We start from the raw sequence: 26880 nt of genomic DNA on the forward strand, positions 1-26880 counted from the left end.
GTTGTGGTATACTTAAGCTATCTTGAAGATCCGGCAAAGTATACGATCTGTGTATACCTTGCCGGATCATCCGTAATAAATAACGATTCAGCATGCCGCCGGTGAGAGACGGAAATGAACGCAGAGTTCTGGGAACCGGCGTGCGGAAAGAGTGATAACGAATGAGAAAAGTAGTTCCTGTATTGGTTGCTGTCGGTCTGATCATCCTGATCGCCGTGGGATTTGTCGGTTTCCAGGTACTGGACCGGTATATGCCGACGAAAGAGCGGGCGGATCTCGCGGAAGTCTATGATGTGTCCGGGGATGAGACCGCGATCCTCTATAACTATGAGCGGCAGGAGCAGACAGGAATCTATGAAAATGGACAGACGTATCTGCCGGTCTCCTGGGTGAATGACCACATTAATGAGCGGTTCTACTGGGACAGCACGGAAGACCTTCTCGTATACGCGCTCCCGGACCAGATCGTCTATGCGGACGCGGAGACAAAGGGGGCCAACGGCGCTCCGCTGCTTCTTGTAAAAGATGATGAGGTCTATCTGACGCTGGGTTTGATCGCAAACTATACGGATGTGCAGATCCAGACCTTTGACTCCGGGGATGGAAGACGTGTCCTGATCAATGACTGGGGAACAAGAAATATAGCGCGGGTGAAAAAGGCTGGAAGTCTGCGAGTAAAAGGCGGCGTAAAGAGTAAGATCCTCACAGACCTCGCAGAGGACGATACGGTGACCGTTCTCGATACGATGGAGAAATGGTCCAAGGTCGCATCTTCCGACGGAAATATCGGATATGTGGAAAATAAGCGCCTGGCAGCCGCGGAGAGCCAGAAATTTTCCGGAAATTTCACAGCTCCTGTATACAAGAATACCAGCATGAGCGGAAAGATCGTTCTCGGCTGGCACCAGGTAACAAGCCAGGACGGAAACAATACCTTTGACAGCATTGTGGCAAAGACAAAAGGGATGAACGTGATCTCCCCGACATGGTTTTCCCTGACAGACAACAACGGAAACTATAGGTCACTGGCGAGCAAAGATTATGTGGCGAAGGCCCATGCAAAGGGGCTCCAGGTATGGGCGCTGATCGATAACTTCAGTGCCGATGTCCAGACGGAGACGCTGTTAGCATCCACCGCCACCCGCCGCAGGCTGATCGACAGCCTGATCGCGGATGCGGAAAAATATGACCTGGATGGTCTGAATCTTGATTTTGAGAGCCTGAAAACAGAGGCGGGCGTCCATTATATCGAATTTATCCGGGAATTATCGATCCCGTGCCGCCAGAAAGGTATTGTCCTGTCCGTGGACAACTATGTTCCGGCGAGATACAACAGCTTCTATAACCTGAAAGAACAGGGAATTGTTGCGGATTATGTGATTATGATGGGATATGATGAGCACTTTGCGGGCGGCGAGCCGGGCTCTGTGTCCTCTATCAGCTACGTGAAGAATGGAATCTCCGGAATGCTCGAGGATGTCCCGAAGGAGAAGCTGATCAATGCCGTTCCGTTCTACACGAGACTCTGGATCGAAGCCGGGGACGGATCCATCACCTCCAAGGCGATGGGAATCGCGGATGCGAAGAAGTGGGCAGACAATAACCAGGTGGAACTCACCTGGCAGGCGGATACCGCCCAATATTATGGCGAGAAACAGACAAATGACGGTGCTCGGTTCCTCTGGATGGAGGAGGAGCGGTCCTTGAAAGAAAAGATGAACGTGGTCCGTCAGAACGATCTGGCGGGAGTCGCGTGCTGGAAACTGGGGTTTGAGGATTCTGCCGCGTGGGATTCCATCCAGTGGAACTAAGATCATAATGGCGCATTTACGCCGGACCTACCAGGTCACCATCTTGTCCAGCAGGAGTTTCTGTTCCTTGCTGGAACGTGTGAGGTAGATGCGGGTGGTCTCGATGCTCTCATGCCCGAGAAGATCCGCCAATAGAGAGATATCGCTGCTGCGAGCCAGAAAATTCTTCGCGAACCGGTGGCGGAAAGAATGAGGGTACATGGTATCAGGATCGATGCCATACCGGACTGCATAGTGTTTTAATTGGGAATGGATGCCTCTGGTCGTCACGGGGCGTCCATTTTTTCCCACAAAAAGAAAGCCGGAGGTGATACCGCGGCGGTCACACCAGGCTTTTGCCTCCTGACAGAGGGAATCCGGGATGTAGATGCGGCGGATCTTCCCACCTTTGGAGTAGAGATCAAGATACCCGCAGGCTAAATGTTCCGCCTTGATCTGCACCAGCTCACTGACCCTGGCACCGGTGGTCACCAGAAAACGGACGATGAAATACCAGAAGTCGTGGTGTTCTGCTTTCAGGTTCCGTTGGAGCGTCTCACAGTCTTCGTTTGTGATAATGGAGTCCTGGAAGGTGTCGCGGGAAATTTTTACCGCATGGAGTCGAAAACTGGCGAGGTCGGGATAGAGTTCCGGCTGTTCTTCCTCCAGGAAAAGAAGAAAATGATTTACGGCGTAGATCCGCTGATTGATCGTTGCGGGGCGGTAATTGGCAATCAGAAGACTCCGGTATTTCCGGAGAAGAGATTCGGTTGGAATGGGATAGATGGACAGAAGCTGCCTGATCGTCCGTCCATACGCGTCTCCGGTATTTTCAGACATATTCTTTTTTCTTAAATATGATCTAAATGATTCTGCCAGGTTTTCCTGGTCTTTTGGAAGTTCTTTCATAACATATCCTTTGAATAATAACGGAGCAGCAGGAATTTTACCAGTTTACGATCTGATTGAAGAGATCCTGCTGTTCAGTACTGCTTTTATGCAGGTAAATGCGGGTAGTCTCAATGCTCTCATGTCCAAGAATATCGGACAGAAGCGCAATGTCATCACATTGTTCTATAAATTTTTTTGCGAATAGATGCCGGAATGCATGGGGATGTACGACAGATGGATCCAGATTGTATCGAAGTGCAAAAACCTTAAGCTGATCCCGGATCCCGTTTGTGGTGATCGGATTTCCGAAACGGTTTAAAAATAAGCTGCCGCTGGTGCGCTTTTCGTTTTGAAGCCACAGCAGGCAGGTCTCCTGGACATTTTGCGGGAAGTAGATCCGCCGGATCTTATCACCTTTTGAGTACAGGTCCATCTGACCGCGGATCATATCTTCCACACGGATCTGGAGAAGTTCGCTGATCCGCACGCCAGTGGCGGCCATGATCCGCACGGCAAAGTAGTAGGTAGGCTTTCCGTCACGCAGAAGACATTTTTTCAGGTACTCATAGTCGGCCTGGCTGATCACATTTTCCAGAAATGGTTTCTGTTGAAGGCGGACCATAAGGACCCTGGAGTCAGGAAGCTCGAGAAATTCCATAAAACAGTTCATTGCGCGGATCCTCAAATTTACGGTGTTGGGCTTGTACCTGTCGATGAGATAGCATTTATAGAGCATCAGATTGTCATGTGTGATTTCGGGGTACAGGGAAAGAAAATGCCTGGCAGTATAGAGATAGGAACGGATCGTCTGGTAAGATTTTCCATTCCGGAGCAGCCACGCTTCGAACTTGGAGAGTTTTTGACGGGCCGTTTCAGAAAGACGGTCTGTGGGAAGAGCAGTTTTTCTCATAGTATTATCATACCTTTCTGTTTTTGAAAGTATTTTATCGCAGGAAACAAAAAGAGCAAGAGAAAACTGGAGAATACGTTGTTGATGGGGAAAGGAAGGAGGAAAAGCAAAAAATCCGTCGGAGACATAGGACATCTCCGACGGACGTTTATATAAGCTGTATATGATTGGAAATGAACAGACAATGCTTTTGGGAAATGTTCGGTGGCATTGCGCTGCCCGGAAGGAAATTGGGTTGCTTAGTTCTGGAAATCTACAATCGCGTTTCCCTTTTCATCATATCGAACAGCATCCTTATCAAGTGTCAGCGCATCAATGGCGTCAAGGTACGCCTTGATGGACGGATACTGCGGCTTGTAGTTGGCGATGATCTCTTTCGCGGTCACGGCATTGTTGGAGAGCAGGGCATCTACGAGGAAAAGCTGAACCTTTGCCGCGTTTACGCACATACGGTTCGGATCGGTGATCTGGAAGTCGATGCCATGGAGAGTGCCGACAGCGCCGCCTGCGTTGATCTGCACGCCCGGCATTACGCAGGTGACATCGCCGAAATCGGAGGAACCGGTGCTCCAGCCGTTGTAGTCGAAGACAACTTTCTTTCTTCCGCAAAGTGCCACGCAGCAGTCCTCAGCCAGCTTCATGAATGTCGGATCATGATACTCCGGAGCGTAACCAGGGCGGTCGCTCAGCTCAACGCCTGCGCCCATAGACAGTGCGGCACCGGTCAGCGCACGGTTTACCTTGATATTCTCGCGTTTGATCGCCTCTAAGGATTTTCCACGGACATAACTCTCGATCTTCATCTCATCCGGGATAATGTTTACGGCGCAGTTTGCGCCCATGAGGATCGGATGGAAGCGGATCGTATCTTTCTCCTGGAATGTCTCACGGAGGTCGTTGCATGCCTGGAGACCCAGCATAGCGGCATACTCCGCGTTGACTCCCATATGAGGAGCTCCGCCTGCATGGGCAGATTTTCCTTTGTAGCGGATATTTTTCGCTATACATCCGTTCATTCCGAGCAGTGCCTGAAAGTCAAGGTCGGTATCTCCGTCCTCGTTGACGCTGGATCCCTTTGTCATGCCGTGAACCATCATGGCCATGTCGACGCCGTCTAAGAGACCACGGTACATGAATTCGGTCTTACCGCCGTTGTACTTGGTGATGCCTTTCTGGCGGAGTTCCTCACGGAATGCAAGCTGGATCATCTCCTCGGCCGGAACGACAACGAGGCGGATGGATCCGCAGAGACCGTCGAGGGCGTGGGGCTGTTTCAATGCGGCTGCGATTCCTAAAAGTGCAGCGGACTGGGCGTTATGTCCGCAGCAGTGGGTCATTCCATTTACGGATTCCGGATGGTTCGCGATATCGAGGGCATCCAGTTCACCGAAGATCGCTACCTTTGGTCCCGGTTTTCCTGTCTCAACATCGGTGTAAAAGCCCGGAATGTTTCCGGCTTTGACGAGTGTGTATCCAAGTGCCTCGTATTTCTCTGCGAGATAGTCGTGGGCCTGCCACTCGGTGTAACCGGTCTGCGGATGAGCCCAGATCCAGCGCTCTGCGTCGAGGATGAGCTGTTTTACGGTATCTACGTTGTTTACGATCAGCTGTTGTCTGTCTGTCATGGAAATACCTCCTGAAATATGTAATATTGGACGGAACCAGGCGCTGTACGGGAGCATCAGGTCAAGCCCGGTTCATCTTTAAAAGCTCGATCAGCGCGTCAGTGTGTTCCTTCGTTGTCGCCCAGCTTGTGGCGATCCGGATCACGGTATGGGAGTCATCATATTTTTCCCAGAAGCTGAATTCCGCCTGCTCTTCCAGACGGTGCAGGACTTCGTCCTCCAGAATAATAAAGATCTGGTTTGTCGGAGTCTCAAGGAAGAACTGGTAACCGTTTTCCTTTAACGCGGATTTTATCGCGGCTGCGCAGTCGAGGGCGGATTCCCCGATATGAAGGTACAGATCATCTGTGAACAGGGTATCGAACTGGATCCCCAGGATGCGGCCTTTCGCGAAGAGCGCTCCGTGCTGCTTTATGATCGTGAAAAAGTGCGGGATCAGCGCCGGATCCGGGATTACGACCGCCTCGCCGAAGAGCGCTCCGCATTTCGTTCCGCCGATGTAGAAGACATCGCAGAGTTTCGCAAGATCCTTTAATGTTACGTCATTTTCCGGGGAAGCGAGAGCGTAGGCAAGTCTGGCGCCGTCCGCATAGAGCGGGAGATGGTACTTACGGCATGTCTCGCTGAGGGCGGTCAGTTCTTCCAGGGAATACAGGGTTCCGTATTCCGTCGGCTGGGAGATATAGACCATGCCCGGCATGACCATGTGCTCATGGTTATCATCAGATAAAAAGGTGTCCATATAAGAGGTGACCTGGGCAGCTGTGATCTTTCCATATGTATGGGGCAGCGGGAGCACTTTATGTCCGCCGAATTCGATGGCACCGGCCTCATGGACTGCGATGTGACCGGTCTCCGCACAGAGAACGCCCTGATAGGAGCGGAGAAGTGCGTCGATGACGGTAGCGTTTGTCTGGGTTCCGCCCACGAGGAGATAGACTCCCGCATTTGGAGCACCGCAGGCTTTACGGATCTTATCCCGGGCAGATTCAGAGAACTCGTCGAGACCGTACCCGGAAGTCTGCATCATATTTGTGGAGAGCAGCTCATTCATGATAGCCGGATGGGCGCCTTCCATGTAATCGCAGACGAATTTCAGTTTTTCATTTGCCATGTTAAAAACCTGACCTTTCGTGTTGTCTGACTCTATTATACAGATGGCATATTGATGTGTCAATGCAGGAAAGTGTATGAAAAAAATCTGAAAACACTGAGGGAAATATAGGGATTCAGCTGATGATGGCGATAAGAGCGGAAGCCAGAATCCAGAACTTTTTTGGATTGAACGGAGACAGGAAAATCCGCACATAAACGGGTCCCCCATGAAATAGAGTATTATGAAGAGCGGATTTTCGGGGAAACAGAGCATGAAGCAGAAAGTGATAGAGCCGGTTCTCGGCATATGCCTGCTCGCCATGGTGGTCATGGCGGTGAAATATGGAAGTATCCATGTGACGGGGAGCGGTGACGCCTACATAAAAGAGACACCGGTGGTGGTGGTCGATGCCGGACACGGCGGAACAGATCCCGGCAAGGTTGGAGTCGACGGGAGCCTGGAGAAAGATATCAACCTGGCTGTGGCGGAGCGGTTGAAAACGTACCTGGAACAGGATGATGTGAAGGTCATTATGACGCGGGAGACGGACACGGGACTTTATTCCGAAACGGACAGCCGGAAAAAGATGGCGGACATGAAGAAACGGTGTGAGATCATTGAGGAGAGCGGCGCGGACCTTGTGGTCAGCATCCACCAGAACAGCTATCACGAGGAATCCGTCTCTGGCGGACAGGTATTCTATTACCGGGATTCGTCAAAGGGAAAGGCGCTGGCGGAGATCCTGCAGGACCGGTTTGACTATGTCCTGGGGGACCAGAACCGGAGACTTCCGAAGGCGAATGCCAATTACTACCTCCTTCTGCATGTGAAATGCCCCATCGTGATCGTGGAGTGCGGATTCTTAAGCAACCGGAAGGAAGCAGCGCTTTTAAACAGCGGGGAGTACCAGGATAAGCTGGCATATACGATTCATATGGGGATCATGGAGTACCTGAATAAGAAGCAATGAGATAGGAAAAATGTACAAATGAAGAGAAATAAAATTGTCATATTATACAAAAAAGGTCCACCTGTTTTTAACGATCCGATATGGCATTTAAAAGTTCAATATGCTATGATTCTTTTACCAATTGGGACGGAAAAACTGCTTTTCCAGGCGGCAGAAGGAAAAAAGAAACGTTCCACACGGTCATCTGGACTGGAAGGATAAAAAATCCACCGGAAACACGAATATTTCCGGCAGATTTTATTATCAGAATTACTCAAGTACAAGCGTACCGTCGCCCTCAGCACGGATCGCGGATTTGAAGAACTCCTCAAATGCTTTCTCCAGGTAGGCCATATCCTTGGAGCCTGCAGTCTCATACGGGGAATGCATAGCTAACTGCGGAAGTCCGACGTCTACCGTGTTTAAGGAAACCTGCGCGTTGGAGATATTTCCGAGAGTGGAGCCGCCGAGGATATCGGAACGGTTTAAGAACTCCTGGTACGGAACACCTGCGCGCTCGCAGAGGCAGCGCATAACAGCTGCGGAAACAGCGTCTGTTGTGTACTTCTGGTTTGCGCTGTGCTTGATCACGAGACCGCCGTTTAAGTAGGTGCGGTTTGTTGGGTCGGTCTTGTCAGCGTAGTTCGGATGTACGGCATGTCCGTTATCCGCGGATACCATGAAGCTGGAAGCGAGGGACGTGAGGTACTCTTCCTCTGTTCTTCCAAGGCTGCGGTTGATGCGGCGGAGAATGTCGTAAAGGAATGTGGAGCCGGCGCCCTGTTTTGTACCACTTCCTACTTCCTCATTGTCAAATACGGCAACGACCGGGATGCAGCGGTCGCTCTCACTGTTTAAGAGAGCCATTGTGGACGTGAATGCGCACTGGAGATCATCAAGACGCGGAGCAGAGATAAACTCGCCGTCGCAGCCCCATACAGTACCTTCCATACGGTTGTAAAGGAAGAGGTCCATTCCTTTGATCTGGTCAACGGAGACGCCTGCCTCCTCAGCGATCATCTCTTTGAATGCCTTTCCGGAATTGCTCATGCGGTATAATGGAAGCATATCTTTCTGGATGTTGTACTTGTAACCGTCGTTTACTTCACGGTTCATATGGATTGCGAGGTTCGGGATCATGAGAAGATCACGGTCAACGTTGATCAGTTTTGTTGTGAGACGGTTGCCGTCTTTTACGATAATGCGTCCTGCAACGGAGAGAGGTCTGTCGAACCACGGTGCGCAGAGCATTCCGCCGTACTTCTCAACATTTAATTTTACATACTGGTTCTCGATGTTCATCTCAGAAGACTCTTTGATCTTTAAGGTCGGGGAGTCGCTGTGGCTTGCCGCGATATGGAAGCCGGAATAATCCTTGCGGGATACCTTGAATGCGATGATCGCGGACTGGTTGCGGGTTACGAAATACTTTCCGCCCTCAGCAAGATTCCAGGTATTGCCCTCAGCGAGGCGCTCGAAGCCTGCCTCGGTCAGGTAGTTTGCCAGTTCATGAACAGCATGGAAACCGGTCGGACTCTTTTTGATAAAGGAAAATAATTCTTCATTCAGATTCTGAATCATGTTTTTGTTACTCCTTTCGATAAATAACCCCTGTAAGTCATACTACATTATATAAAAAAAATGCAGATCAGGCAAGCTCGCGCTATGATGTGCGCAAGTGTTAAAATATGATTTCTGTTATAATTCTGACGTTTTTCTGAAATTTACGAAAAAGGTCTGGAAGAGGTACCTTTATTCTCAGTTTCATGTTAAAATATGGGCATGAGTAGCTGCGAAGGTATGGAACAGTTACAAATACGATCAATATGGTGAGAAGATCACTGGGAAAAGAGGGGAACTTATGGATTGGAAGAAGATCAGACAGGCAGTCCGCACGGTGCTGGCGGCTGTATTGATCTGCGCTGCATCGGTGGGAATCACCGGTGATCCGGCATATGCGGCGGATATGGGCGCAGTTTACGGAATTTATGAGCATGGAACCGGTTGGAGTGGGTATCATGGTGACAGCAAAACAGCGCGTGCTGGAACCGGAAGCTATGTGACGGCGATCCGCGCCAGCCTTCAGGGACAACCTGAGGGAATGAGCGGCACGCTTTCTTACCAGGTGAACTTAAGCGGAAGCGGATGGCTTTCCTGGCAGGAAAATATGACTCCGAATGGAAGCACCGAGACAGATATGCCGTTAGAAGCGGTCCGCATGGCATTTACCGGACAGCTTGCGGAGAATTATGATGTTTATTACTCTGTATATCAGAATGGCTCCTGGACAACTCTGGTGAAGAACGGGGAGACTGCGGGAACCGAAGGACAGGGACTCCGTGTGGATGGTCTCTGGGTAACGGTGACGGGAAAAGGTGCGGAGGTACCGGAAGGCCCGAATGGAAAGAGCGTTGACCCGACAAGACCGATGGTTGCCCTGACCTTTGATGACGGTCCGTCGAAGTATACGCCCCGGATCCTGGATTCCCTGGAAGCGAACGGCGGAAGAGCCACATTCTTCATGGTGGGCAACCGAGTTGCGTCCTATGCGTCTACCGTAAAGCGCATGGCGGATCTCGGATGCGAGACAGACAGCCATACCTGGGCACATACATATCTGACAGGAATGTCTGAGGGAGAGATATTACAGAGCTTAAATCAGACACGCGATGCCATTGTGGCAGCAGGCGGAAACGCGCCGAAAGGTGTCCGCCCGCCGGGAGGAAAGATCAATGATGCCAGTAAGGCGGTCCTCGCAAAGGCTGGAATGCCGTCCATCATCTGGTCCGTGGATACACTGGACTGGAAGACGAGAAACGCGCAGCACACCATCGACACAGTTCTCAGACAGGTGCAGGATGGAGATATCATCCTGATGCATGATCTCTATGAGCAGAGCGTCATTGCGGCAGAGACGCTGATTCCTGAACTCACGAGAAGAGGTTACCAGCTCGTGACAGTCAGCGAGATGGCAGAGCTCCGCGGTGGTATGGCGGCAGGACAGTCTTATGGACATTTCCGCTAAGAATAAAAAATATTGCAGTATGAAGCAAAATGTGATATTCTGTTAACGAACAAATAAATATCGTTCTTCGGGGCGGGGTGCGATTCCCCACCGGCGGTATAGTCCGCGACCTGCGAAAGCAGCTGATTTGGTGAGATTCCAAAACCGACAGTATAGTCTGGATGAGAGAAGAAATTGTATGACAGGAGTAGTTCATTCAAGCCCCGGACTTTTTCAATGGTCCGGGGTCTTTTTATTTACATGGACAGGGAATCATCCCCACGAGTCCGTGTGAGCCGGCAATCCTGCACAGCAATTCCTTGTAACAGAAGAACAACAAGTACAAGGAGGAACATTATGAACCAGAACAAAGTATTAAGTGTCAGAAATCTCGTGCTGATCGCCATGTTCAGCGCACTCGCAGCCGTATTGGAGACGATCCAGGTGGCGGTTCCGTTTGCACCGCCGTTTTACAAGCTGGACTTCGCGGAGCTCCCGGTACTGATCGGCGGCTTTGCCATGGGACCAGCCCAGGCAGCTCTGATCGCGATCGTTAAGAACCTCTTAAAGCTGCTCTTAAACGGAACAAGCACTTACTATGTCGGCGAGCTCGGAAACATCATTGGAAGCTGCATGTTCTCCGTACCGGCTGCCCTGATCTACCGCAGACATAAAACGAAAAAGACCGCTATGGTCGCTCTCGCTGCCGGTGTCATCTGTGCTATCGTCGGCGCTGTATTCGTAAACTGCGCGATCACACTTCCGTTCTACGCAAAAGTTGCTTTCGGCGGAATCGAGAACATCATCGCAATGGGAACAAAGATCAACCCGGCAGTTACAAACCTGTATACATTCGCGATCTTCATGATCGTTCCGTTCAACCTTGTAAAATGCGGACTGAACGCGATCGTAACAGCACTTGTATATAAGCATGTCAGCGTGATCATCCATGCAGGGGTTCACAGAGAAAAGAAAACTGAAAATACGGCGGCATAACACCTGAAATGGGAGATTCCCCCGGGATAGAGACGGCGAAAGCCGTGTCTGCCTCGGGGGACTTACAATTTATGTGAGAAGTGAGCAAAAGCCTGCGCAGGCACAAAAGTGAGCGCTGGCAGGTGGCAGCAGTACTTGACGGATAACGACCGAAATGAGATAGTGAAGCGGCAATGACTTAAGAAACGGAGAAAATAAAATGGTAAGATATTATAATGAACTGACAAGACTGGAAATGGAACAGGTCGACAAGGACGAGACGGTGGTCATGATCCCGGTGGGAGCGTTGGAACAGCACGGAAACCAGTGTCCGCTGGGTACAGACGAGATCATCGCGGAGGGAACGGCGAGACGGATCAAAGAGGCCTTAGACCGGGAGATCCCGGACTATCCGATGCTGATCTTTCCGCTGATCCCGGTGGGACTCAGCACGGAACATGTGAACTTCTGCGGTTCTGTCACCTTAAAGCCGGATACCTTTTATCATGTTCTCTACGACATCTGCAAAAGCCTGGCGCATCACGGATTCAGGAAGATCGCAATCTTGAACTGCCACGGCGGAAACTCCCCGATCATCCAGGTCTTAAGCAGGGAGGTAAGAAGTGAGCTCGGAATCGCCGTATTTATCATCAACTGTGGCGCATTCTTCGGAAACCAGGCGGTAAAAGACACTGTGACACCTGGAAATATCTGGGATTTCCACGGCGGTGAGATGGAGACATCCATGGTTCTCGCGGAGCGCCCGGAGACAGTAAAGCTGGAGACCTCCGAGGCGGGAATCCCGAGAAAGTTCATGGGAAACAAGACATTCACCGTATATGGCCCGATCACTCTTGGCTGGGTTTCAGAAGAGTGGGAGACCGAGGACGGAAAGCCCATCGGAATCGGCGGCGATCCAAGCGGGGCGACGGCGGAGAAGGGCAACCAGATCTACGACAGCTTTGTGGAGTCGATCCTTTCAGGGCTGAAAGAGATCAGAAAGTGGAAAGACTAAGGCACTGTTTCAGGAAATAGTAAAAAGTGCTGAGAAACCGGTGGACAGATCATTATTACAGCAATATTAAGAAGAACAGAAAAATTGAAATGAATGGAAACGATGCCGGAAAAGCCTGTAAATCCGCCGGAAATCTGTTGCAACCATAACTTTCATGTGCTAAACTGAATACGCAATTGAACAAAGTAAGGTGCTGCGGTTTTATGCAGCACCTTTATCATTACGCGGCAGGCCACAGCGATACCGCCGCATGAGCGTAAAAATGGGAAACCGTATAGAAGAAACACAGGTTTTCTGGACATTTGAGTAATAGAATCGAGAGTGCAGAACATGAATACAAAAGTAGTTCGTATCAAAGAGGAAGAGAAGACAAGAGAGACGCTGGAAAAGAATCCAGGGCTTTTAGAGGCGGCTGAGATCTTGAAAAACGGCGGTCTCGTGGCGTTCCCGACGGAGACCGTTTACGGCCTTGGTGCCAACGCGTTGAATGAGGAAGCGGCAAAGAAGATCTACGCGGCAAAAGGACGTCCGTCCGACAACCCGCTGATCGCCCATATTTCCTGTATGGAAGAACTTCCGGCGATCGTGAAGGAGATCCCGGAGGCGGGCCGGAAACTGGCTGAAAAGTACTGGCCGGGTCCGCTGACCATGATCTTCCCGAAAAAGGACATCGTACCTTACGGAACCACCGGCGGTCTTGATACCGTTGCGGTCCGCATGCCGGTGGATCCGGTAGCAAATTGCCTGATCCATCTCGCTGGTGTTCCGATCGCGGCACCGAGTGCCAACACTTCCGGAAGACCGAGCCCGACAAAGGCGGAACATGTCATCGAGGACATGGACGGAAAGATCGAGATGATCATCGACGGCGGCGCTGTGGGAATCGGCGTGGAATCCACTATCGTGGATGTATCCGGCGAGATCCCGACACTTCTCCGCCCGGGCGCGATCACCATTGAGATGCTGCGTGAGACGTTGGGCCAGGTGGATATCGATCCAGTGATCTTAGGACCGGTCGGCGGCGATATCAAGCCGAAGGCGCCGGGAATGAAGTACCGCCATTATGCCCCGAAGGCGGACATGACACTGGTGGAAGGCGACATGGACAAGGTCGTTGCCTACATCAATGAGCAGACAAAGAAAGCGGAAGCAGAGGGAAAGAAAGTCGGCATCATCTGCACCGAGGAGAGTCAGGACATGTACCAGGGCGGAAACCTCGAGGTGATCGGAAGCCGGGAACACGAGGAGACGGTGGCCCACAACTTGTTTGCAGTTCTGCGTGATTTCGATGCCAGAAAGGTTGACTGCATTTTCTCCGAGAGCTTTTCCAAAGACCAGCTCGGCCAGGCGATCATGAACCGCCTGTGCAAGGCAGCCGGATATCATATTGTGAACATATAAAATTGCTGGAAGGCCTGCGCTTGCTGCGGTGGCTGCAGTAAAGGCAAAAGTACAATCAATTAAAATGAGAAATGGATTTTACCCGTAACTGTGAGAGCGTTGGGCAGTTACATATATGAAATGGAGGACGATCTATGTCAGAAAAGAGAAACGGATACATTACCTGGGACGAGTATTTCATGGGAGTTGCAAAGCTTTCTGCCATGCGCTCCAAGGATCCGAACACACAGGTCGGCGCGTGCATCGTGAGCGAGGACAACAAGATCCTGTCCATGGGCTATAACGGATTCCCGAAGGGCTGTTCCGACGACGAGTTCCCGTGGGATAAGATAGACGAGGATCCGTATAATAGAAAATATTTCTATGTGACACACAGTGAGTTGAACGCGATCTTAAACTACCGCGGCGGCAGTCTGGAAGGCAGCAAGCTCTATGTAACACTGTTCCCGTGCAACGAGTGCGCGAAGGCGATCATCCAGGCGGGCATCCAGACCATCGTCTACGAGAGCGATAAGTACGCGAACGACGCGTCCACACGGGCATCCAAGAGAATGCTGAATGCGGCGGGTGTGCGCTATTACCAGTACAACCCGACAGGCCGTAAGATCGAGTACCGGGTATAACGGAGGAACGAATGAAATTTTTGCTGGCGGCGATCAACGCCAAATATATCCACTCGAATCCGGGTGTCTACAGTCTGCGCGCCTTTGCTAGGACGAAGATCCCGTGGGCGGATATCGAGATCGGAGAATACACCATCAATCACCAGATGGACTTAATTTTACAGGATATCTACAGGAGAAAGCCGGATTTTATCGGCTTTTCCTGTTATATATGGAATATTTCCTACATCATGGAGATCGTCCGTGACGTGAAGAAAGTATTGCCGGAGGTGGAGATCTGGCTCGGCGGACCGGAAGTGTCCTATGACGCGAAAAAAGTGCTGACCAGGGAGCCGGATGTCTGCGGCGTGATGCGCGGGGAAGGCGAGCTGACGTTTACGGAGCTTGTGCGGGCGTATCTGAAAAGGGAAGAACTGTGTGCAGCAAGCTTAGACTTAGATCACATTCCGGGAATTACCTACCGCGCTGAGAGCGGCGAGGTCGTGGAACGTGGTCCCCAGCGCCTTCTGAGCCTGGATGAGATCCCGTTCTACTATGACGATATGGCTGGATTCGAGAACAGGATCGTCTACTACGAGAGCAGCCGCGGCTGCCCGTTCTCCTGCAGCTACTGCCTGTCTTCCATTGATAAAACCGTGCGTTTCCGGAGTCTGGACCTGGTACTCCCGGAACTGCAGTTTTTCCTGGACCACAAGGTTCCACAGGTCAAGTTTGTGGACAGAACCTTCAACTGTAAGCGGGATCACACGTTAGGAATCTGGCGTTATCTCGTGGAACATGACAATGGGATCACAAACTTCCATTTCGAGGTCTCCGCGGATATCTTCGATGAGGAGGAACTGGAACTTATCGGAAAGATGCGCCCGGGGCTGATTCAGCTTGAGATCGGTGTCCAGTCCACAAACCCGGATACGATCAAGGAAATCCACAGACACATGGACCTTGTGAAACTAAAACAGGCGGTGGACCGGGTCTACGATTACCGGAACACCCATCAGCACCTGGATCTGATCGCGGGACTTCCCTATGAGAATTATGAGTCTTTCATGCGCTCCTTCGACGATGTCTACCGGATGCGTCCGGACCAGCTTCAGATGGGATTCTTAAAAGTATTGAAGGGCTCTTACATGGAAGAGCAGGTCGCGGCATATGATCTGAAATACCGGGGAATTCCGCCATACGAAGTCCTTTCCACGAAGTGGCTGCCCTACAGCGATGTGATCCGGCTGAAGGGCGTGGAGGACATGGTGGAGGTCTACTACAACAGCGGACAGTTCCCGGCAACCATGAAACTGCTGGAAAAGAAATTTGCGCGGCCGTCGGAAATTTTTACGAGTCTGGCGGAATATTATGAGAAGAACGGACTGACAGGGATCAGTCACAGCAGGCTGGCAAGGTATGAGATCCTTTATAGATTTTTAGAGGAAAAAGAGGTTAAAGTGGAACAGAGCACGCCTGCGGCAGAAGAACCGGCAGGAATGGAGCAGAAAACCGGCGTGATAGCTGCAGAAACAGCAGTAAAACTGACACTAGCTGACTTCCGCGACAGCCTGATGTACGACCTCTATGTCCGCGAAAATATCAAGAGCCGCCCGTCCTTTGCCAGTGACCAGTCCCCATACAAGAAAGAAGTGCGGGAATTCTTCATGGCGGAGGAAGAGAGTCCTCAGTGGCTTACGGACTATGCGGGATTTGATTCGAAGCAGATGGCGAAAATGGCTCATCTGGAACATATGGAAGATGGAACGTTTGTATTGTTTGATTATAAAAATCGGGATCCGTTGTCAGGAAACGCCAGAGCAGTCCGCTTCCGGTATGACCGGAAGGGAAGCCGGATGGTGCCAGCAAAACGAGCACGGATATGAAGAAAATTGTGCAGATATGTGATGATGCAGTGAAAGTAAAGATGGAGAACAGACATGGCAGATGAAATGATAAATTCTTATGTCGCCCTGGATCTTGAGACGACGGGCATCGGTGCCCGTCACGAAAAGATCACGGAGATCGGCATGGTGAAGGTGATCGACGGTGAGACGACGGACACTTACCACACTATGGTAAATCCGCACCGGGAGATCCCGAAGCGGATCGTGGAGCTGACGGGGATCACTGATGATATGGTGAAGGATGCACCGGGAATCGAGGAGATCCTGGATGAGGTCCTGGCCTTCACCGAAGACCTCCCGCTTCTCGGCCACCAGATCATTTTTGACTACGGCTTCCTCGTACAGGCCGCAGTGAACCAGAAACGGAAATTCGAGAAATACGGGGTCGATACACTGAAACTCTGCCGGTATCTGATGCCGGGGGAGGAAAAGAAGAATCTGAGTGCCGCCTGCGCGTACTTTGAGGTTACCCAGGATACGGCACACCGGGCACTTTCCGATGCCTATGCCGCCCACAATCTATACCAGGAACTGAAAAAAAGGTTTGGCAAAGAACGTCCGGAACTCTTCACTGCCAAAATGCTCCAATATAAGGCAAAAAAGGAACGGACGGCGTCGAAAAGGCAAAAAGAACACTTGCAGGATTTACTAAAATATCATAGAATAGACATAACTGTCGAGATCGATCACATGTCCGGAAATGAGATATCCCGGATGATCGACAAGATTATTTTCCAGTATGGAAGAATCCCGGAAAATGCGAAAAAACAGGGATAGTTTTCCGGAACCCTGAGAAAATGAATATTAGTGAATATAGTTCGGAATGAGTTACAGCATATGGCAGCCAGGACTTTTTGATCTGGAATGCGGAACATCAGTAAAATCTGATGCAGTTTGCTCAGGGCATGGGCTGTAACCGGAATGGAAAGCAAGAAGAGGTGAATGTTGTGTTTAACATGAATAATAAAAAGACAAGAAAGATTTTCTCTACCATCGTAATCGTATTAGTTGTACTCGCAATGGTAGTGCCGATGGTCCTCGGCTCCCTTCTTTCTATTTTTTAATCGTGACGGGCTGAAGCCCCAAAATCTATCAGGCATCAGGAAGATATCAGTGAGGAGAAAAGAATGAAGAAAAATGTGTGGATCGCAGGCATGACGGCGATTTTAAGCGCCGGACTTGTTTGGCTTGCCCCGGTTTTCACACTGGCAGATGAACGGATCCCGGACGGGGTCTCTGTTGGAGCCGTCAGTCTTTCCGGACTTACGGAAGAGGAAGCCGAAAAGCAGATTGAGAGTTATGTAAATGAAAAATTAAATCAGGATATCACGCTTGTGGTAAACGGCGCGGAGGCGAAGTCCGACGCGCAGACCCTTGGCGTCGCCTGGGATAACCAGGATGAGGTAGCTGAGGCCATTCAGGGGACGGAGCTCAAGGGAAACCTTGTAAAGCGGTATATGAAAAAGAAAGACCTGGAGGTAAATCCGGTGAAGATCGAGCTGGATCTCTCCGTGGACCAGGATAAGGTATCTTCCTTTGTATCCGAGAAATGCGGTTCCGCGGTGGCGGGTGCCGTTGACGCGACGATCACAAGAAAAGACGGAAAATTTGAGATCACTCCTTCAAAAGAAGGTCTGGCTGTCGATATGGATGCGACAAAAGCGGCTCTCAACGAGGCGTTAAACAGCGAAAATACGGATGCGATCCGGGTGGAGGCGTCTGTGACCGTTAAAAAGCCGAAGGTGACAGAGGAAGATCTCGCGACGATCAAGGATGTTCTCGGAACATTCTCCACCAGCTTTGCGACAAGCGGTGCGTCCCGTTCCACAAACCTTGCGGTGGGTGCAGGAAAGATCAACGGACATGTGCTGATGCCGGGCGAAGTGCTCTCCGGATATGAGTGCATGCATCCGTTTACACTGGAAAATGGATACAAGACGGCAACTGCTTACGAAAATGGCAAGTCCGTTGACAGCATTGGAGGCGGTGTCTGCCAGATCTCAACGACACTCTACAACGCGTCCTTATATGCGGAGCTTGAGATCGTCCAGAGACAGAACCACTCCATGTCCGTCAGCTATGTAAAGCCGTCCATGGACGCGGCGATCGCCGGAACTTATAAAGACCTTAAGGTAAAGAACCCATATGATACTCCGATCTACGTCGAGGGCTATACCAAGGGAAAGACCCTGACCTTTACGATCTACGGAAAAGAGACGAGACCGTCGAACAGGACTCTGGCATTTGAGTCTGAGACGCTTTCCACGACACCGTCCCCTACCCAGGAGATCCAGGACCCGAGTCTCCCGGCAGGCCAGCGCGTGAAGGTGGAATCCGGACATACGGGATTAAAATCGAAATTATATAAGTGCGTCTATGTAGATGGACAGTTACAGGAACGCACTTTATTGAATTCTGACACATACAACGCGTCAAAGACTGTTTACCGCGTAGGTACAGGAGTCGCGGCTCCGGCAGAGACAACACCTGTGGCCCCGGCAGCACCTGCGGAAACGGAAGCTGCGGCCCCGGCAGAGACAGCAGCGCCGGAGACACAGGCGCCTGAAACCGCGGCCCCGGAGACAGCCGGACCGCAGCCGGGCGAGAACTACGGCCCGGGAATGAGTGCCCAGGCGGGAGAGAACGCGGCTTAGGCCGCATAGAAAAGAGACCGGAATCATGAGAAAAATTGAGCGCGAACCCAACGGAGCTGGGATCTTTAAGCCGGGACAGGATCTGGTAGTTGCAGGAACTGTCGGAAAAAACGGTGTGAAGGCGGCTCTGTCGGCAAAAGAAAAAGAGATATCAGCCCGATTCCCGGAGTGGTTTGTCAAACGGATCCGGGAGCAGGCAGATAAAAAATCAGAGCTGACTCCGGAGATGCTGAACGCCTGCGGTGCAGGAGAATGGGAAGAGATTTCGGAGGGCGGCATACTGGCCGCCCTTTGGGCCATATCGGGAGCTTACGAGCAGGGGATTTCCTTTGAACTGAGGAAGATCCCGGTGGCTCAGGAGACGATTGAGATCTGTGAACTCTTTGACCTGAATCCGTACAGACTTTCATCGGGGGAATGTCTCCTGATGGCAGTGGAAAACGGCGGGGATGCCGTGAAGCTCCTGAGTGAAGCCGGAATCCCGTCTGCAGTGATCGGTAAAGTCGAAAAAGGGATCGCCAGAAAAATGGTCGGGATCGGAACGACCGGATTTCTGGAACGACCGGCACCAGATGAGATCCGGAAGCTTACGGATGCAGCTTCTGGAAAAGAATGATAGATGCAATGAGGAGGAACAATTATGCGTGAAAAAATTTTGGCGATCATTGAAAAGAACAGCCGAATTGATTTAAAGGATCTGGCCGCCCTTCTGGGTGAGAGTGAAGCAGCCGTCGCGAATGAGATCGCGGAGATGGAAAAGGAGAACATTATCTGCGGTTATCACACGATGATCAACTGGGATAACACAGGTGATGAGAAAGTGATCGCTCTGATCGAGGTGAAGGTAACCCCGCAGAGAGGAATGGGCTTTGATAAGATCGCGGAGCGCATCTACCAGTACAGTGAGGTGACTTCTGTATATCTGATGTCCGGCGCCTTTGATTTTACCGTGATCATTGAGGGCAAAACGATGAGAGAGGTCGCGCAGTTCGTATCGGAGAAGCTGTCACCGATGGATTCGGTCCTCAGCACAGCGACACACTTTGTCCTCAAGAAGTATAAAGATCATGGAACAGTTATGTGCGGTAAGGCAGAAGATGAAAGGATGATGATTACACCGTGAGAAACCCATTATCAGATAAAATCGTATCGATCCAGCCATCCGGAATCCGTAAATTTTTCGACATTGTGAGCGAGATGAAGGACGCGATCTCCCTTGGTGTCGGTGAGCCGGATTTTGATACTCCGTGGCACATCCGGGACGAGGGAATCTACTCTCTGGAAAAGGGACGGACTTTTTATACCTCAAATGCAGGTTTAAAGGAATTAAAGATCGAGATCTGTAATTATTTAAAGAGACGTTTTGATGTAGAGTATGATTATAATAAGGAAGTTATGGTCACGGTCGGCGGCAGTGAAGCCATCGATATTGCTCTCCGTGCCATGTTAAATCCGGGGGATGAGGTTCTGATCCCTCAGCCGAGCTATGTTTCCTACACTCCGTGTACGGTTCTGGCTGACGGTGTGCCGGTTACGATCCAGCTCGAAGAAAAAGATAAATTCCGTCTTACAAAGGAAAAACTACTCGAGAAGATCACACCGAAAACGAAGGTTCTGATCCTTCCGTTCCCCAATAACCCAACCGGATCCATCATGGAGCCGGAGGATCTGGCGGAGATCGCGAAGATCTGTATCGAAAAAGACCTGTTTGTTATCTCCGACGAGATCTATTCAGAGCTTACTTATAAGGGACAGCACTGTACGATCGCCGCATTCCCGGGAATGAAGGAGCGCACCGTTCTGATCAACGGCTTTTCAAAATCCTACGCGATGACCGGATGGCGTCTTGGATATGCGTGTGCGCCGGAGCTGATCCTGAAGCAGATGTTAAAGATCCACCAGTTTGCGATCATGTGTGCACCGACGACAAGCCAGTATGCTGCGGTCGAGGCATTAAAAAACGGAGACAAAGATGTAGCTGAGATGCGGAGCGCATACGACCAGAGAAGACGTTATCTCGTGAAGGCACTCCGTGATATGGGCTTTGACTGTTATGAACCGCAGGGCGCATTCTATGTGTTCCCGAGCATCAAGAAGTTCGGAATGACCTCTGATGAGTTTGCGTTAAAGCTGCTGGAGGAGGAGAAGGTTGCCGTTGTTCCGGGTACCGCATTCGGTGACTGCGGCGAGGGATATTTAAGAATTTCCTATGCATACTCCTTAAATGATCTGAAACGTGCCCTCGAGAGAATGGAGCGGTTCGTGAAGAGACATCTGAATGATGCGAAATAAATGGATGCTGTGATTGTGCGCTGAGCGGACGGTCATGTAAAATACAGTTCCCCGGCTTGATCATGAAGGTGGTCGGGCCGGGGTTTTATATGTCTGCACCTTATATTTCGTGAGAAAATCCGGATTGCTGACATTAGTTCTGAGTGATCGTGGAAAGCGGAAAGCGGCAGACATGACAGGAGAAGATCAACAATGAATATCGTATTATACGAGCCGGAAATGCCGGCCAATACAGGAAATATCGGGCGCACCTGTGTGGCGACGAACACGAAGCTGCACCTGATCGAGCCGCTGGGATTTAAGCTCAGCGAGAAGCATTTAGTCCGGGCAGGGCTGGATTACTGGGATAAGCTGGACGTAACAGTGTACAGCGATTATCAGGATTTTTTAAAGAGAAATCCGGGGGCGAAGATCTATATGGCGACCACGAAGGGCGAGCATGTATACACGGACGTTCCTTATGACCCGGATGTCTACATCATGTTCGGGCCGGAGAGCCGTGGGATTCCGGAGGAGATCCTGATTGAAAACCGTGAAAACTGCATCCGGATCCCGATGTGGGGCGATATCCGGTCACTGAATCTCTCGAATTCAGTTGCGATCGTGCTCTATGAGGCGTTACGGCAGAACGGATTTGAGAAGATGACGATGGAAGGACATCTGCATCATTTACACTGGAAAGAATAATTGAAAAATTAAAAAATGATAGAGCGCTTATTGTATACAAGATACGAAGCTGTTCCGCCGTGGATTTCCGGCATGTTTTTGAGACAACTGTGGAAGAGATAAGCGTTTTATAAAAAGGGGAAAGCGAGAAAACAACTATGATGAACGAAAAATGGGAAGAACAGTTCCGTGAACAGATCCATGAATTTGTTGGAACGATCGAGAAGTTCGATAAGGGAGAGATCGACCGTAAGGCATACAAGGGAATCTCCGGTGGATTCGGAAGCTATGCACAGCATGATCCGTCAAAGCACATGCTGCGTCTCAGAATGGCAGGCGGGAACCTGACGGAAAAACGTCTGGAGTTTCTTACCGAGGCAGTGAAAGATTACGGTGTGGAGCTTATGAAGCTCACTACATGTGAGACCGTGCAGCTCCACAACCTGAAAGCAGAGCAGGTTCCGGTCCTCATGGAGAAAGCCATCGCGAGTGAGATTTACAGCAGAGGCGGCGGTGGAGACAATCCGAGAAATATCATGATGAGTCCTCTCTCCGGCGTGCAGAAAGGTGAGGCATTCGATGTAAAACCGTATGCGGAGGCAGCGGCAGAGTACCTGCTCTCTATTGCTGGCGAGATCCACATGCCGAGAAAGTTAAAAGTAGCCTTCAGCAACGGTGCGGATGATTCCGTACACAGCGCCTTCCGCGATATGGGATTTATGGCAAACCCGGATGGAACCTTTACACTTCGCATCGCGGGCGGACTCGGCGGCGGCTATAAGATGGGAATCCTTGTGGATGAACATGTCCAGACGACGGAGATCCTTTCCTACATCCGTGCCATGATCGAGACATTCTGCCAGCATGGAAATTATGAGAACCGCGCGAAAGCCCGCACCCGCTTTATGCAGGAGACTATGGGCGTTGACGGTTTAAAGGCAGCGTTCCTTGAGAATGTGGCAAAGGTAAAAGAAAAAGGCGGTCTTGACCTTCATGTGGAAGCAAAGCCGGTAACAAAGAAAGGCAGCGGCGAGATTTCCGGAAAGCGTGTAGTCGCACAGAAACAGCCGGGACTCTATGCGGTGGCATACCACCCGATTGGTGGATGTCTTCCGGCAGGAAAACCTGCGGAGCTTCTTACTCTTGTAAGAGAGATCCCGGACGCAGAGTGCCGGATCGCTCCGTATGAGACGATCTACATCATCAACCTCACTGCTGACGAGGCGAAGAAAGTCCTTGAAGCGACAAACGACGGCGCTCAGAGCACTTTTGAGAACAGTGTAGCCTGTATCGGTGCTGCAATCTGCCAGCAGGGTGTAAGAGACAGTCAGGCGGCGCTCAGAGCGGCTGTGGAGGCAGTCCGTGAGGCCGGGATCCCGGACGGAGCGCTTCCGAGGATCTGTATTTCCGGATGCCCGTCCAGCTGTTCCGGACACCAGGCGGCAGCCATCGGTTTCCAGGGAGCGGCAAAGTCTGTTGACGGAAAGCCGGAGTCCGCGTTTAAGATGTTTGTAGGCGGAAGCGATAAGCTGGGTGCCGCAAAGTTCGGCGAGGCCGGAGCTGTGATCTTAGAGCGCGATCTGCCGAAATTCTTCGTGGACCTTGGAAAAGCCGTTGCCAGCCGGAACATGAACTGGGAGACATGGATCGTGGGGCATGAGGATGAATTTAAGGCGATTGTGGAAAAGTACGCTTAAGAGGAAATCATACGTGGAAAAGTGGGAAAATCCGAGAATGAAAGTAAGCAGCAGAGGCAGCGAAAGCTTTCGTTCAGAGCCCGAATTCATATAAGTAAAAGAGGGCTTTTTAAGAAAGTACGTAACTATTCAGTACCTTCATAGTTACGTGCAAAAATCCATTCCAGATCAGCTTCGCTGATGGGATTTTTGCTTTCCAGCCTATGTTTTCTTACGGTCAGCGCAGCAAGTGCGCAGACCTACTGAACAGTTACGAAAGTACTTCATATTTGAATAACAACATAAAAACGGTCGACAGCGAAAAAACTGTCGGCCGTTTTTTTACATCTCAATCAACTGAAACTCCACCTGTCTGGCCCGCAGCATCTGTGCTTCCCGGCGATGGCATGTGAAAATAATGATCTGGCCGCCATAGGCGGAGGCGAGCCATTCCAGTGCCGTCTTCAGGCGCTCATCATCATACTGTGTAAAGCTGTCATCGAAGATCAGCGGGAAGCCGGAGCCGGATCCCTGGAGAAGCTTTGCGGCGGCGAGACGCAGGGCGAGATAGACCTGGTCCATGGTTCCGCTGCTGACGTTCTCGAGGGGAACCAGCTTTGTCTTCGTGTTTAAGAAGACATTCAGATTCTCGTCGATGCTCATGCTGTCATAGATCCCGCCGGTGATTCCGGTAATGTACTGGGACGCTTCTTTATTCAGGTAGAGTCCGAAGGAATCACGGATCGAGGAGGAGAGATCTGCCATAGTCTCCTGGGCAAGATCGATGGCGACGATCTCATCGTGGATCCTGTCGTTTTCCGCCAGTGTCCGCTTCAATGCCTTCGCCTTATTTTTACAGTTGCTCAAATGCTCTAATTTCTTCTCAAGCTCCCACTGGGTCCGCTGCTGTTTCTCGATCATCTCGCTGCAGCCGGCCTGTTTCGTCTGGAGATTGCTTAAATCTTCTAAGAACTTCCTGATCTCTGCCTCAGACTGGGTAACCATATCGCAGAGCTTTGAGAATTCGCCCATTCTCGCCCGGAACGCGTTCATGGCATCCTCAGACACTGCGGAATCTCCGAGATGTCTCGCGAGAAGCGCGCCAAGTTCAGAGGAAGTATTGTCGAACAATCTGTGGTATTCTTTATCTTTCTGGAGGATGAACAGGGAGATGATAAAGAAGATCACAGCCGCCGTGGCTGCCGCGCCACAGACCGGAAGATAGGCGGTGAGGTTGAAATATCCAAGTGTCGCTGCAGCCCCCAGTCCTGCGACTCCGAGAACCGCTGTGAGACCGGAAAGAACCTTCCTGGACTTCTTGTTACACTCCCCATTCAGAGTATTATATTCGCTGTAAAGCCTCTCCGCGTCGGAAGACATGGCATCCACGGATGCCCGGTCTGTAAAGCCGTTGTCAGACAGCACCTTTTTCCCATTTGCCAGTTTCTCGTCCAGATCCTTTTTCTGTGTCTGGGTGTTGTCGATCAGGCCCTTGACCTGGGTCCGCATATTCTGGTAGGCGGCGAGCTGGTTCTCGTACTCCGGACCGGCGATCTCCGCCTCCACATTCCGGATCTCCGCGAGAAGAGAGGTAAACTCCCGGCTCGCCTCTGGGATCAGACCCGCCTCGAGGGAACGTTTCTGGTTTCTCAAAAACGCAGTCGCTTTTGTGATATTTAAGGAAATATTGCCGGTGGTGTTCATGTTGGCAATATAATTCTTTAATTCCGTCACCATCCCGTCTTCGGTGGCACTCTTTAACTGACCAATACTGATGGTGTTGTTGTACATGGTCTCGGTGAGACCGTCAAGCAGGCTGGAGACAAATGCAGGTGTCGCCTCTTCCTCCAGTCCTTTCGTCTCATTGATGATCTTTAAAGACTTATTTTCCTTCCGGAACCGGCGCTCGATGCGGTAGATGGTTCCGTCCTTTTCCAGTCTCAGCCATCCCTCGTAGGTTCCGCTGTTCTCCCAGGGCTCGTACTTTGTATACAGATCATTCTTTGCCGCCCGTCCGCGCCCGCGCTCGATGCCGAAGAGCATGCCGCGGATGAAGGTGTGAAGCGTGGATTTTCCGGCTTCGTTCTTTCCGTAGATAATGTTGATCCCGTCGTTGAAGGAGATGGTCCGGTCATGAAATTTTCCGAAACCGTCGATATGTAATTCGAGTAATCTCATGGCTGGCTCCTTTCATCTTTTGTCATAAGCAGGGCATGAATTCCATAGTACAGGGCTTTCTTCTCCACCGGACTCATATCATCCTTCATGAGTGCCTGGATATAAAAGCCGATCATGTCGCTTGGATGTTCCGCGAACAGTGCGTGGAAATCATACTGTGGCTCCGACTCGTCCAGGATCTCGATAATATTCCACTGACCGGAGAGAAAATCCAGGTCAAAGCTGATATCCGGGTCTCGCATACCGCGGATCCGGAAGCGGTAGATATTGTTGGCACCGCGCTTGCGGATCTCGTCGGCGATGATCTGGGAAAGCTCGGTGTTTGTCGTCTGGGGCGTCACATTGACCACGAGCGGGATATACTGGGCCTGGCAGACTTCCTTAAACTGCAGGGAGGTCACATGTCCGCTGGTGGTGTCGATCTCGCCGATAAAATATCCGTGAGGTCCGGTCTCCGTCATGTCAAGCGGTTCCGGGGAACCGGCGTAGGCCATGCGGTTTTCCAGAAGAATCTCCGGTTTGTGGATATGTCCCAGGGCGATGTAGGAGAACGGGGATGCTGCCAGCGCATTCCGATCAAATGGGACATGTTTCGCGTCACCGCCGTGGAGCATGAGAATTCTGGTGCGTCTCGAGGCCGGCAGGGAAATATTGTCGGCTTTCGCCTCGGTGATCTCGGCCGTGTGGTAGCTGAAGCCGTAGACCTCCGTGTTCAGTTCCTCGAAATAGACGGAAGAGAGGTTCTCGTCCATCAGAAATGTGACGTTCGGCGCCCAGGTGAAGCTCAAGAGGGCGGAACTCTTCCGGATCCGGTCATGGTTCCCGGCGATGATGACAACGCGGGTTCCCGGAATCGTGGAGAACAGGTAGTTGACCTCTTTCAGATCCCGCGCTAAGGGCTGGCGGTGGAATAAGTCACCGGAGATCAGAAGAAGGTCCGCGCGGGAGTCCCTGGCATCTTCGATGATCCGCTGGAACGTCAGACGGATCGCCTGTTCCCGCTTTTTGCCCCAGGGCTTATCGCTGTCCGGGATCATGCCCCAGTGGATATCGGCGGTGTGAATAAATTTCATACATTCCTCCATGGTGTATGGATTGCAGATACACTGCGCTCCAGTATCAAGGTAGTGGACTGTGAAAGTCCGCAAAAACGTGTTTCTCAGGTTACCGCGGCAGTTCGGTCACCAGAGGATTGCTGTCGCGTAAATGTGAAAAGGAGCGCAACAGATCTCTGTGCGCTCCCTTGCGG

Annotated in this window: 23 protein-coding genes and 1 riboswitch; of the genes, 16 read left to right on the top strand and 7 right to left on the bottom strand. The window is 51.1% G+C overall.

Annotated features, from left to right (window positions below; translation table 11 throughout):
- The first annotated feature begins 161 nt into the window (after positions 1-161).
- On the top strand, positions 162-1811 hold the full coding sequence (locus DXA87_RS01745) for a glycosyl hydrolase family 18 protein (protein ID WP_117503088.1): 1650 nt from the start codon (positions 162-164) through the stop codon (positions 1809-1811).
- A 27-nt stretch (positions 1812-1838) separates the two neighbouring features.
- On the opposite strand, the gene DXA87_RS01750 is transcribed toward DXA87_RS01745, so the two are convergent.
- From DXA87_RS01750 to DXA87_RS01765, 4 genes are all read right to left on the bottom strand, one after another.
- Complete coding sequence (locus DXA87_RS01750) at positions 1839-2630, bottom strand: tyrosine-type recombinase/integrase (RefSeq protein ID WP_347465567.1); 792 nt, start codon at positions 2628-2630, stop codon at positions 1839-1841.
- 106 nt (positions 2631-2736) lie between these two features.
- Positions 2737-3591, bottom strand: coding sequence for a tyrosine-type recombinase/integrase (locus DXA87_RS01755; RefSeq protein ID WP_117503089.1), 855 nt, complete (start codon positions 3589-3591; stop codon positions 2737-2739).
- Positions 3592-3830: 239 nt separating this feature from the next.
- Entirely contained in the window at positions 3831-5216 is a 1386-nt protein-coding gene (locus DXA87_RS01760) for an amidohydrolase (RefSeq protein ID WP_158552991.1), read from the bottom strand.
- A gap of 61 nt (positions 5217-5277) precedes the next feature.
- Complete coding sequence (locus DXA87_RS01765; protein ID WP_117469004.1) at positions 5278-6330, bottom strand: beta-eliminating lyase-related protein; 1053 nt, start codon at positions 6328-6330, stop codon at positions 5278-5280.
- Between the two features lie 253 nt (positions 6331-6583).
- Between DXA87_RS01765 and DXA87_RS01770 the strand changes: the two genes are divergently transcribed.
- Together DXA87_RS01770 and DXA87_RS01775 are read left to right on the top strand one after the other, a co-directional pair.
- Positions 6584-7282, top strand: a complete 699-nt coding sequence (locus DXA87_RS01770; protein ID WP_117503157.1) for an N-acetylmuramoyl-L-alanine amidase — start codon at positions 6584-6586, stop codon at positions 7280-7282.
- An 18-nt stretch (positions 7283-7300) separates the two neighbouring features.
- Positions 7301-7483 carry a hypothetical protein gene (locus DXA87_RS01775; RefSeq protein ID WP_117503091.1) on the top strand — a complete coding sequence of 61 codons (183 nt, stop codon included), beginning with the start codon at positions 7301-7303 and terminating at the stop codon, positions 7481-7483.
- Between the two features lie 48 nt (positions 7484-7531).
- Here DXA87_RS01775 and DXA87_RS01780 read toward each other — a convergent pair whose 3' ends face one another.
- Complete coding sequence (locus DXA87_RS01780; RefSeq protein WP_015553000.1) at positions 7532-8842, bottom strand: M18 family aminopeptidase; 1311 nt, start codon at positions 8840-8842, stop codon at positions 7532-7534.
- Positions 8843-9122: 280 nt separating this feature from the next.
- Here DXA87_RS01780 and DXA87_RS01785 point away from each other — a divergent pair, with 280 nt between their 5' ends.
- From DXA87_RS01785 to DXA87_RS01845, 13 genes are all read left to right on the top strand, one after another.
- Entirely contained in the window at positions 9123-10286 is a 1164-nt protein-coding gene (locus DXA87_RS01785; RefSeq protein WP_117503092.1) for a polysaccharide deacetylase family protein, read from the top strand.
- A 59-nt stretch (positions 10287-10345) separates the two neighbouring features.
- Positions 10346-10463, top strand: a riboswitch (FMN riboswitch).
- 159 nt (positions 10464-10622) lie between these two features.
- A complete protein-coding gene (locus tag DXA87_RS01790) occupies positions 10623-11261 on the top strand; it encodes an ECF transporter S component (RefSeq protein WP_117566743.1) in 639 nt (212 codons plus the stop codon).
- 199 nt (positions 11262-11460) lie between these two features.
- Complete coding sequence (locus DXA87_RS01795) at positions 11461-12255, top strand: creatininase family protein (protein ID WP_117503093.1); 795 nt, start codon at positions 11461-11463, stop codon at positions 12253-12255.
- A gap of 330 nt (positions 12256-12585) precedes the next feature.
- Entirely contained in the window at positions 12586-13656 is a 1071-nt protein-coding gene (locus tag DXA87_RS01800; RefSeq protein ID WP_117503094.1) for an L-threonylcarbamoyladenylate synthase, read from the top strand.
- Between the two features lie 134 nt (positions 13657-13790).
- The gene (locus DXA87_RS01805) at positions 13791-14279 is read left to right on the top strand and encodes a dCMP deaminase family protein (RefSeq protein WP_117469010.1); all 489 of its coding nucleotides are present in this window, start codon (positions 13791-13793) and stop codon (positions 14277-14279) included.
- 11 nt (positions 14280-14290) lie between these two features.
- Positions 14291-16144, top strand: a complete 1854-nt coding sequence (locus DXA87_RS01810) for a B12-binding domain-containing radical SAM protein (RefSeq protein WP_117503095.1) — start codon at positions 14291-14293, stop codon at positions 16142-16144.
- A 54-nt stretch (positions 16145-16198) separates the two neighbouring features.
- Positions 16199-16942, top strand: coding sequence for a 3'-5' exonuclease (locus DXA87_RS01815; RefSeq protein ID WP_015553007.1), 744 nt, complete (start codon positions 16199-16201; stop codon positions 16940-16942).
- Positions 16943-17292: 350 nt separating this feature from the next.
- Positions 17293-18819 (top strand): VanW family protein, encoded by a 1527-nt coding sequence (locus DXA87_RS01820; RefSeq protein ID WP_117503096.1) that lies wholly within the window; start codon positions 17293-17295, stop codon positions 18817-18819.
- 25 nt (positions 18820-18844) lie between these two features.
- Complete coding sequence (locus tag DXA87_RS01825) at positions 18845-19435, top strand: AIR synthase-related protein (RefSeq protein WP_117483522.1); 591 nt, start codon at positions 18845-18847, stop codon at positions 19433-19435.
- 24 nt (positions 19436-19459) lie between these two features.
- A complete protein-coding gene (locus DXA87_RS01830) occupies positions 19460-19942 on the top strand; it encodes an Lrp/AsnC family transcriptional regulator (RefSeq protein WP_015553011.1) in 483 nt (160 codons plus the stop codon).
- Positions 19939-21111, top strand: a complete 1173-nt coding sequence (locus DXA87_RS01835) for an aminotransferase class I/II-fold pyridoxal phosphate-dependent enzyme (RefSeq protein ID WP_117469014.1) — start codon at positions 19939-19941, stop codon at positions 21109-21111. Before DXA87_RS01830 ends, DXA87_RS01835 begins: the two co-directional genes overlap by 4 nt.
- A 192-nt stretch (positions 21112-21303) precedes the next feature.
- Positions 21304-21798: a tRNA (uridine(34)/cytosine(34)/5-carboxymethylaminomethyluridine(34)-2'-O)-methyltransferase TrmL gene (trmL, locus tag DXA87_RS01840; protein ID WP_117469015.1), complete on the top strand. Its 495-nt coding sequence runs from the start codon at positions 21304-21306 to the stop codon at positions 21796-21798.
- A gap of 137 nt (positions 21799-21935) precedes the next feature.
- The gene (locus DXA87_RS01845) at positions 21936-23474 is read left to right on the top strand and encodes a nitrite/sulfite reductase (protein WP_117503097.1); all 1539 of its coding nucleotides are present in this window, start codon (positions 21936-21938) and stop codon (positions 23472-23474) included.
- 321 nt (positions 23475-23795) lie between these two features.
- On the opposite strand, the gene DXA87_RS01850 is transcribed toward DXA87_RS01845, so the two are convergent.
- Together DXA87_RS01850 and DXA87_RS01855 are read right to left on the bottom strand one after the other, a co-directional pair.
- Positions 23796-25631 carry an AAA family ATPase gene (locus DXA87_RS01850; RefSeq protein WP_117469017.1) on the bottom strand — a complete coding sequence of 612 codons (1836 nt, stop codon included), beginning with the start codon at positions 25629-25631 and terminating at the stop codon, positions 23796-23798.
- Complete coding sequence (locus DXA87_RS01855) at positions 25628-26704, bottom strand: DNA repair exonuclease (RefSeq protein WP_117503098.1); 1077 nt, start codon at positions 26702-26704, stop codon at positions 25628-25630. Before DXA87_RS01855 ends, DXA87_RS01850 begins: the two co-directional genes overlap by 4 nt.
- Positions 26705-26880: the final 176 nt, after the last annotated feature.

It is taken from the genome of Desulfotomaculum sp. OF05-3, assembly GCF_003435535.1.
Classification (GTDB): domain Bacteria; phylum Bacillota; class Clostridia; order Lachnospirales; family Lachnospiraceae; genus Pilosibacter; species Pilosibacter fragilis.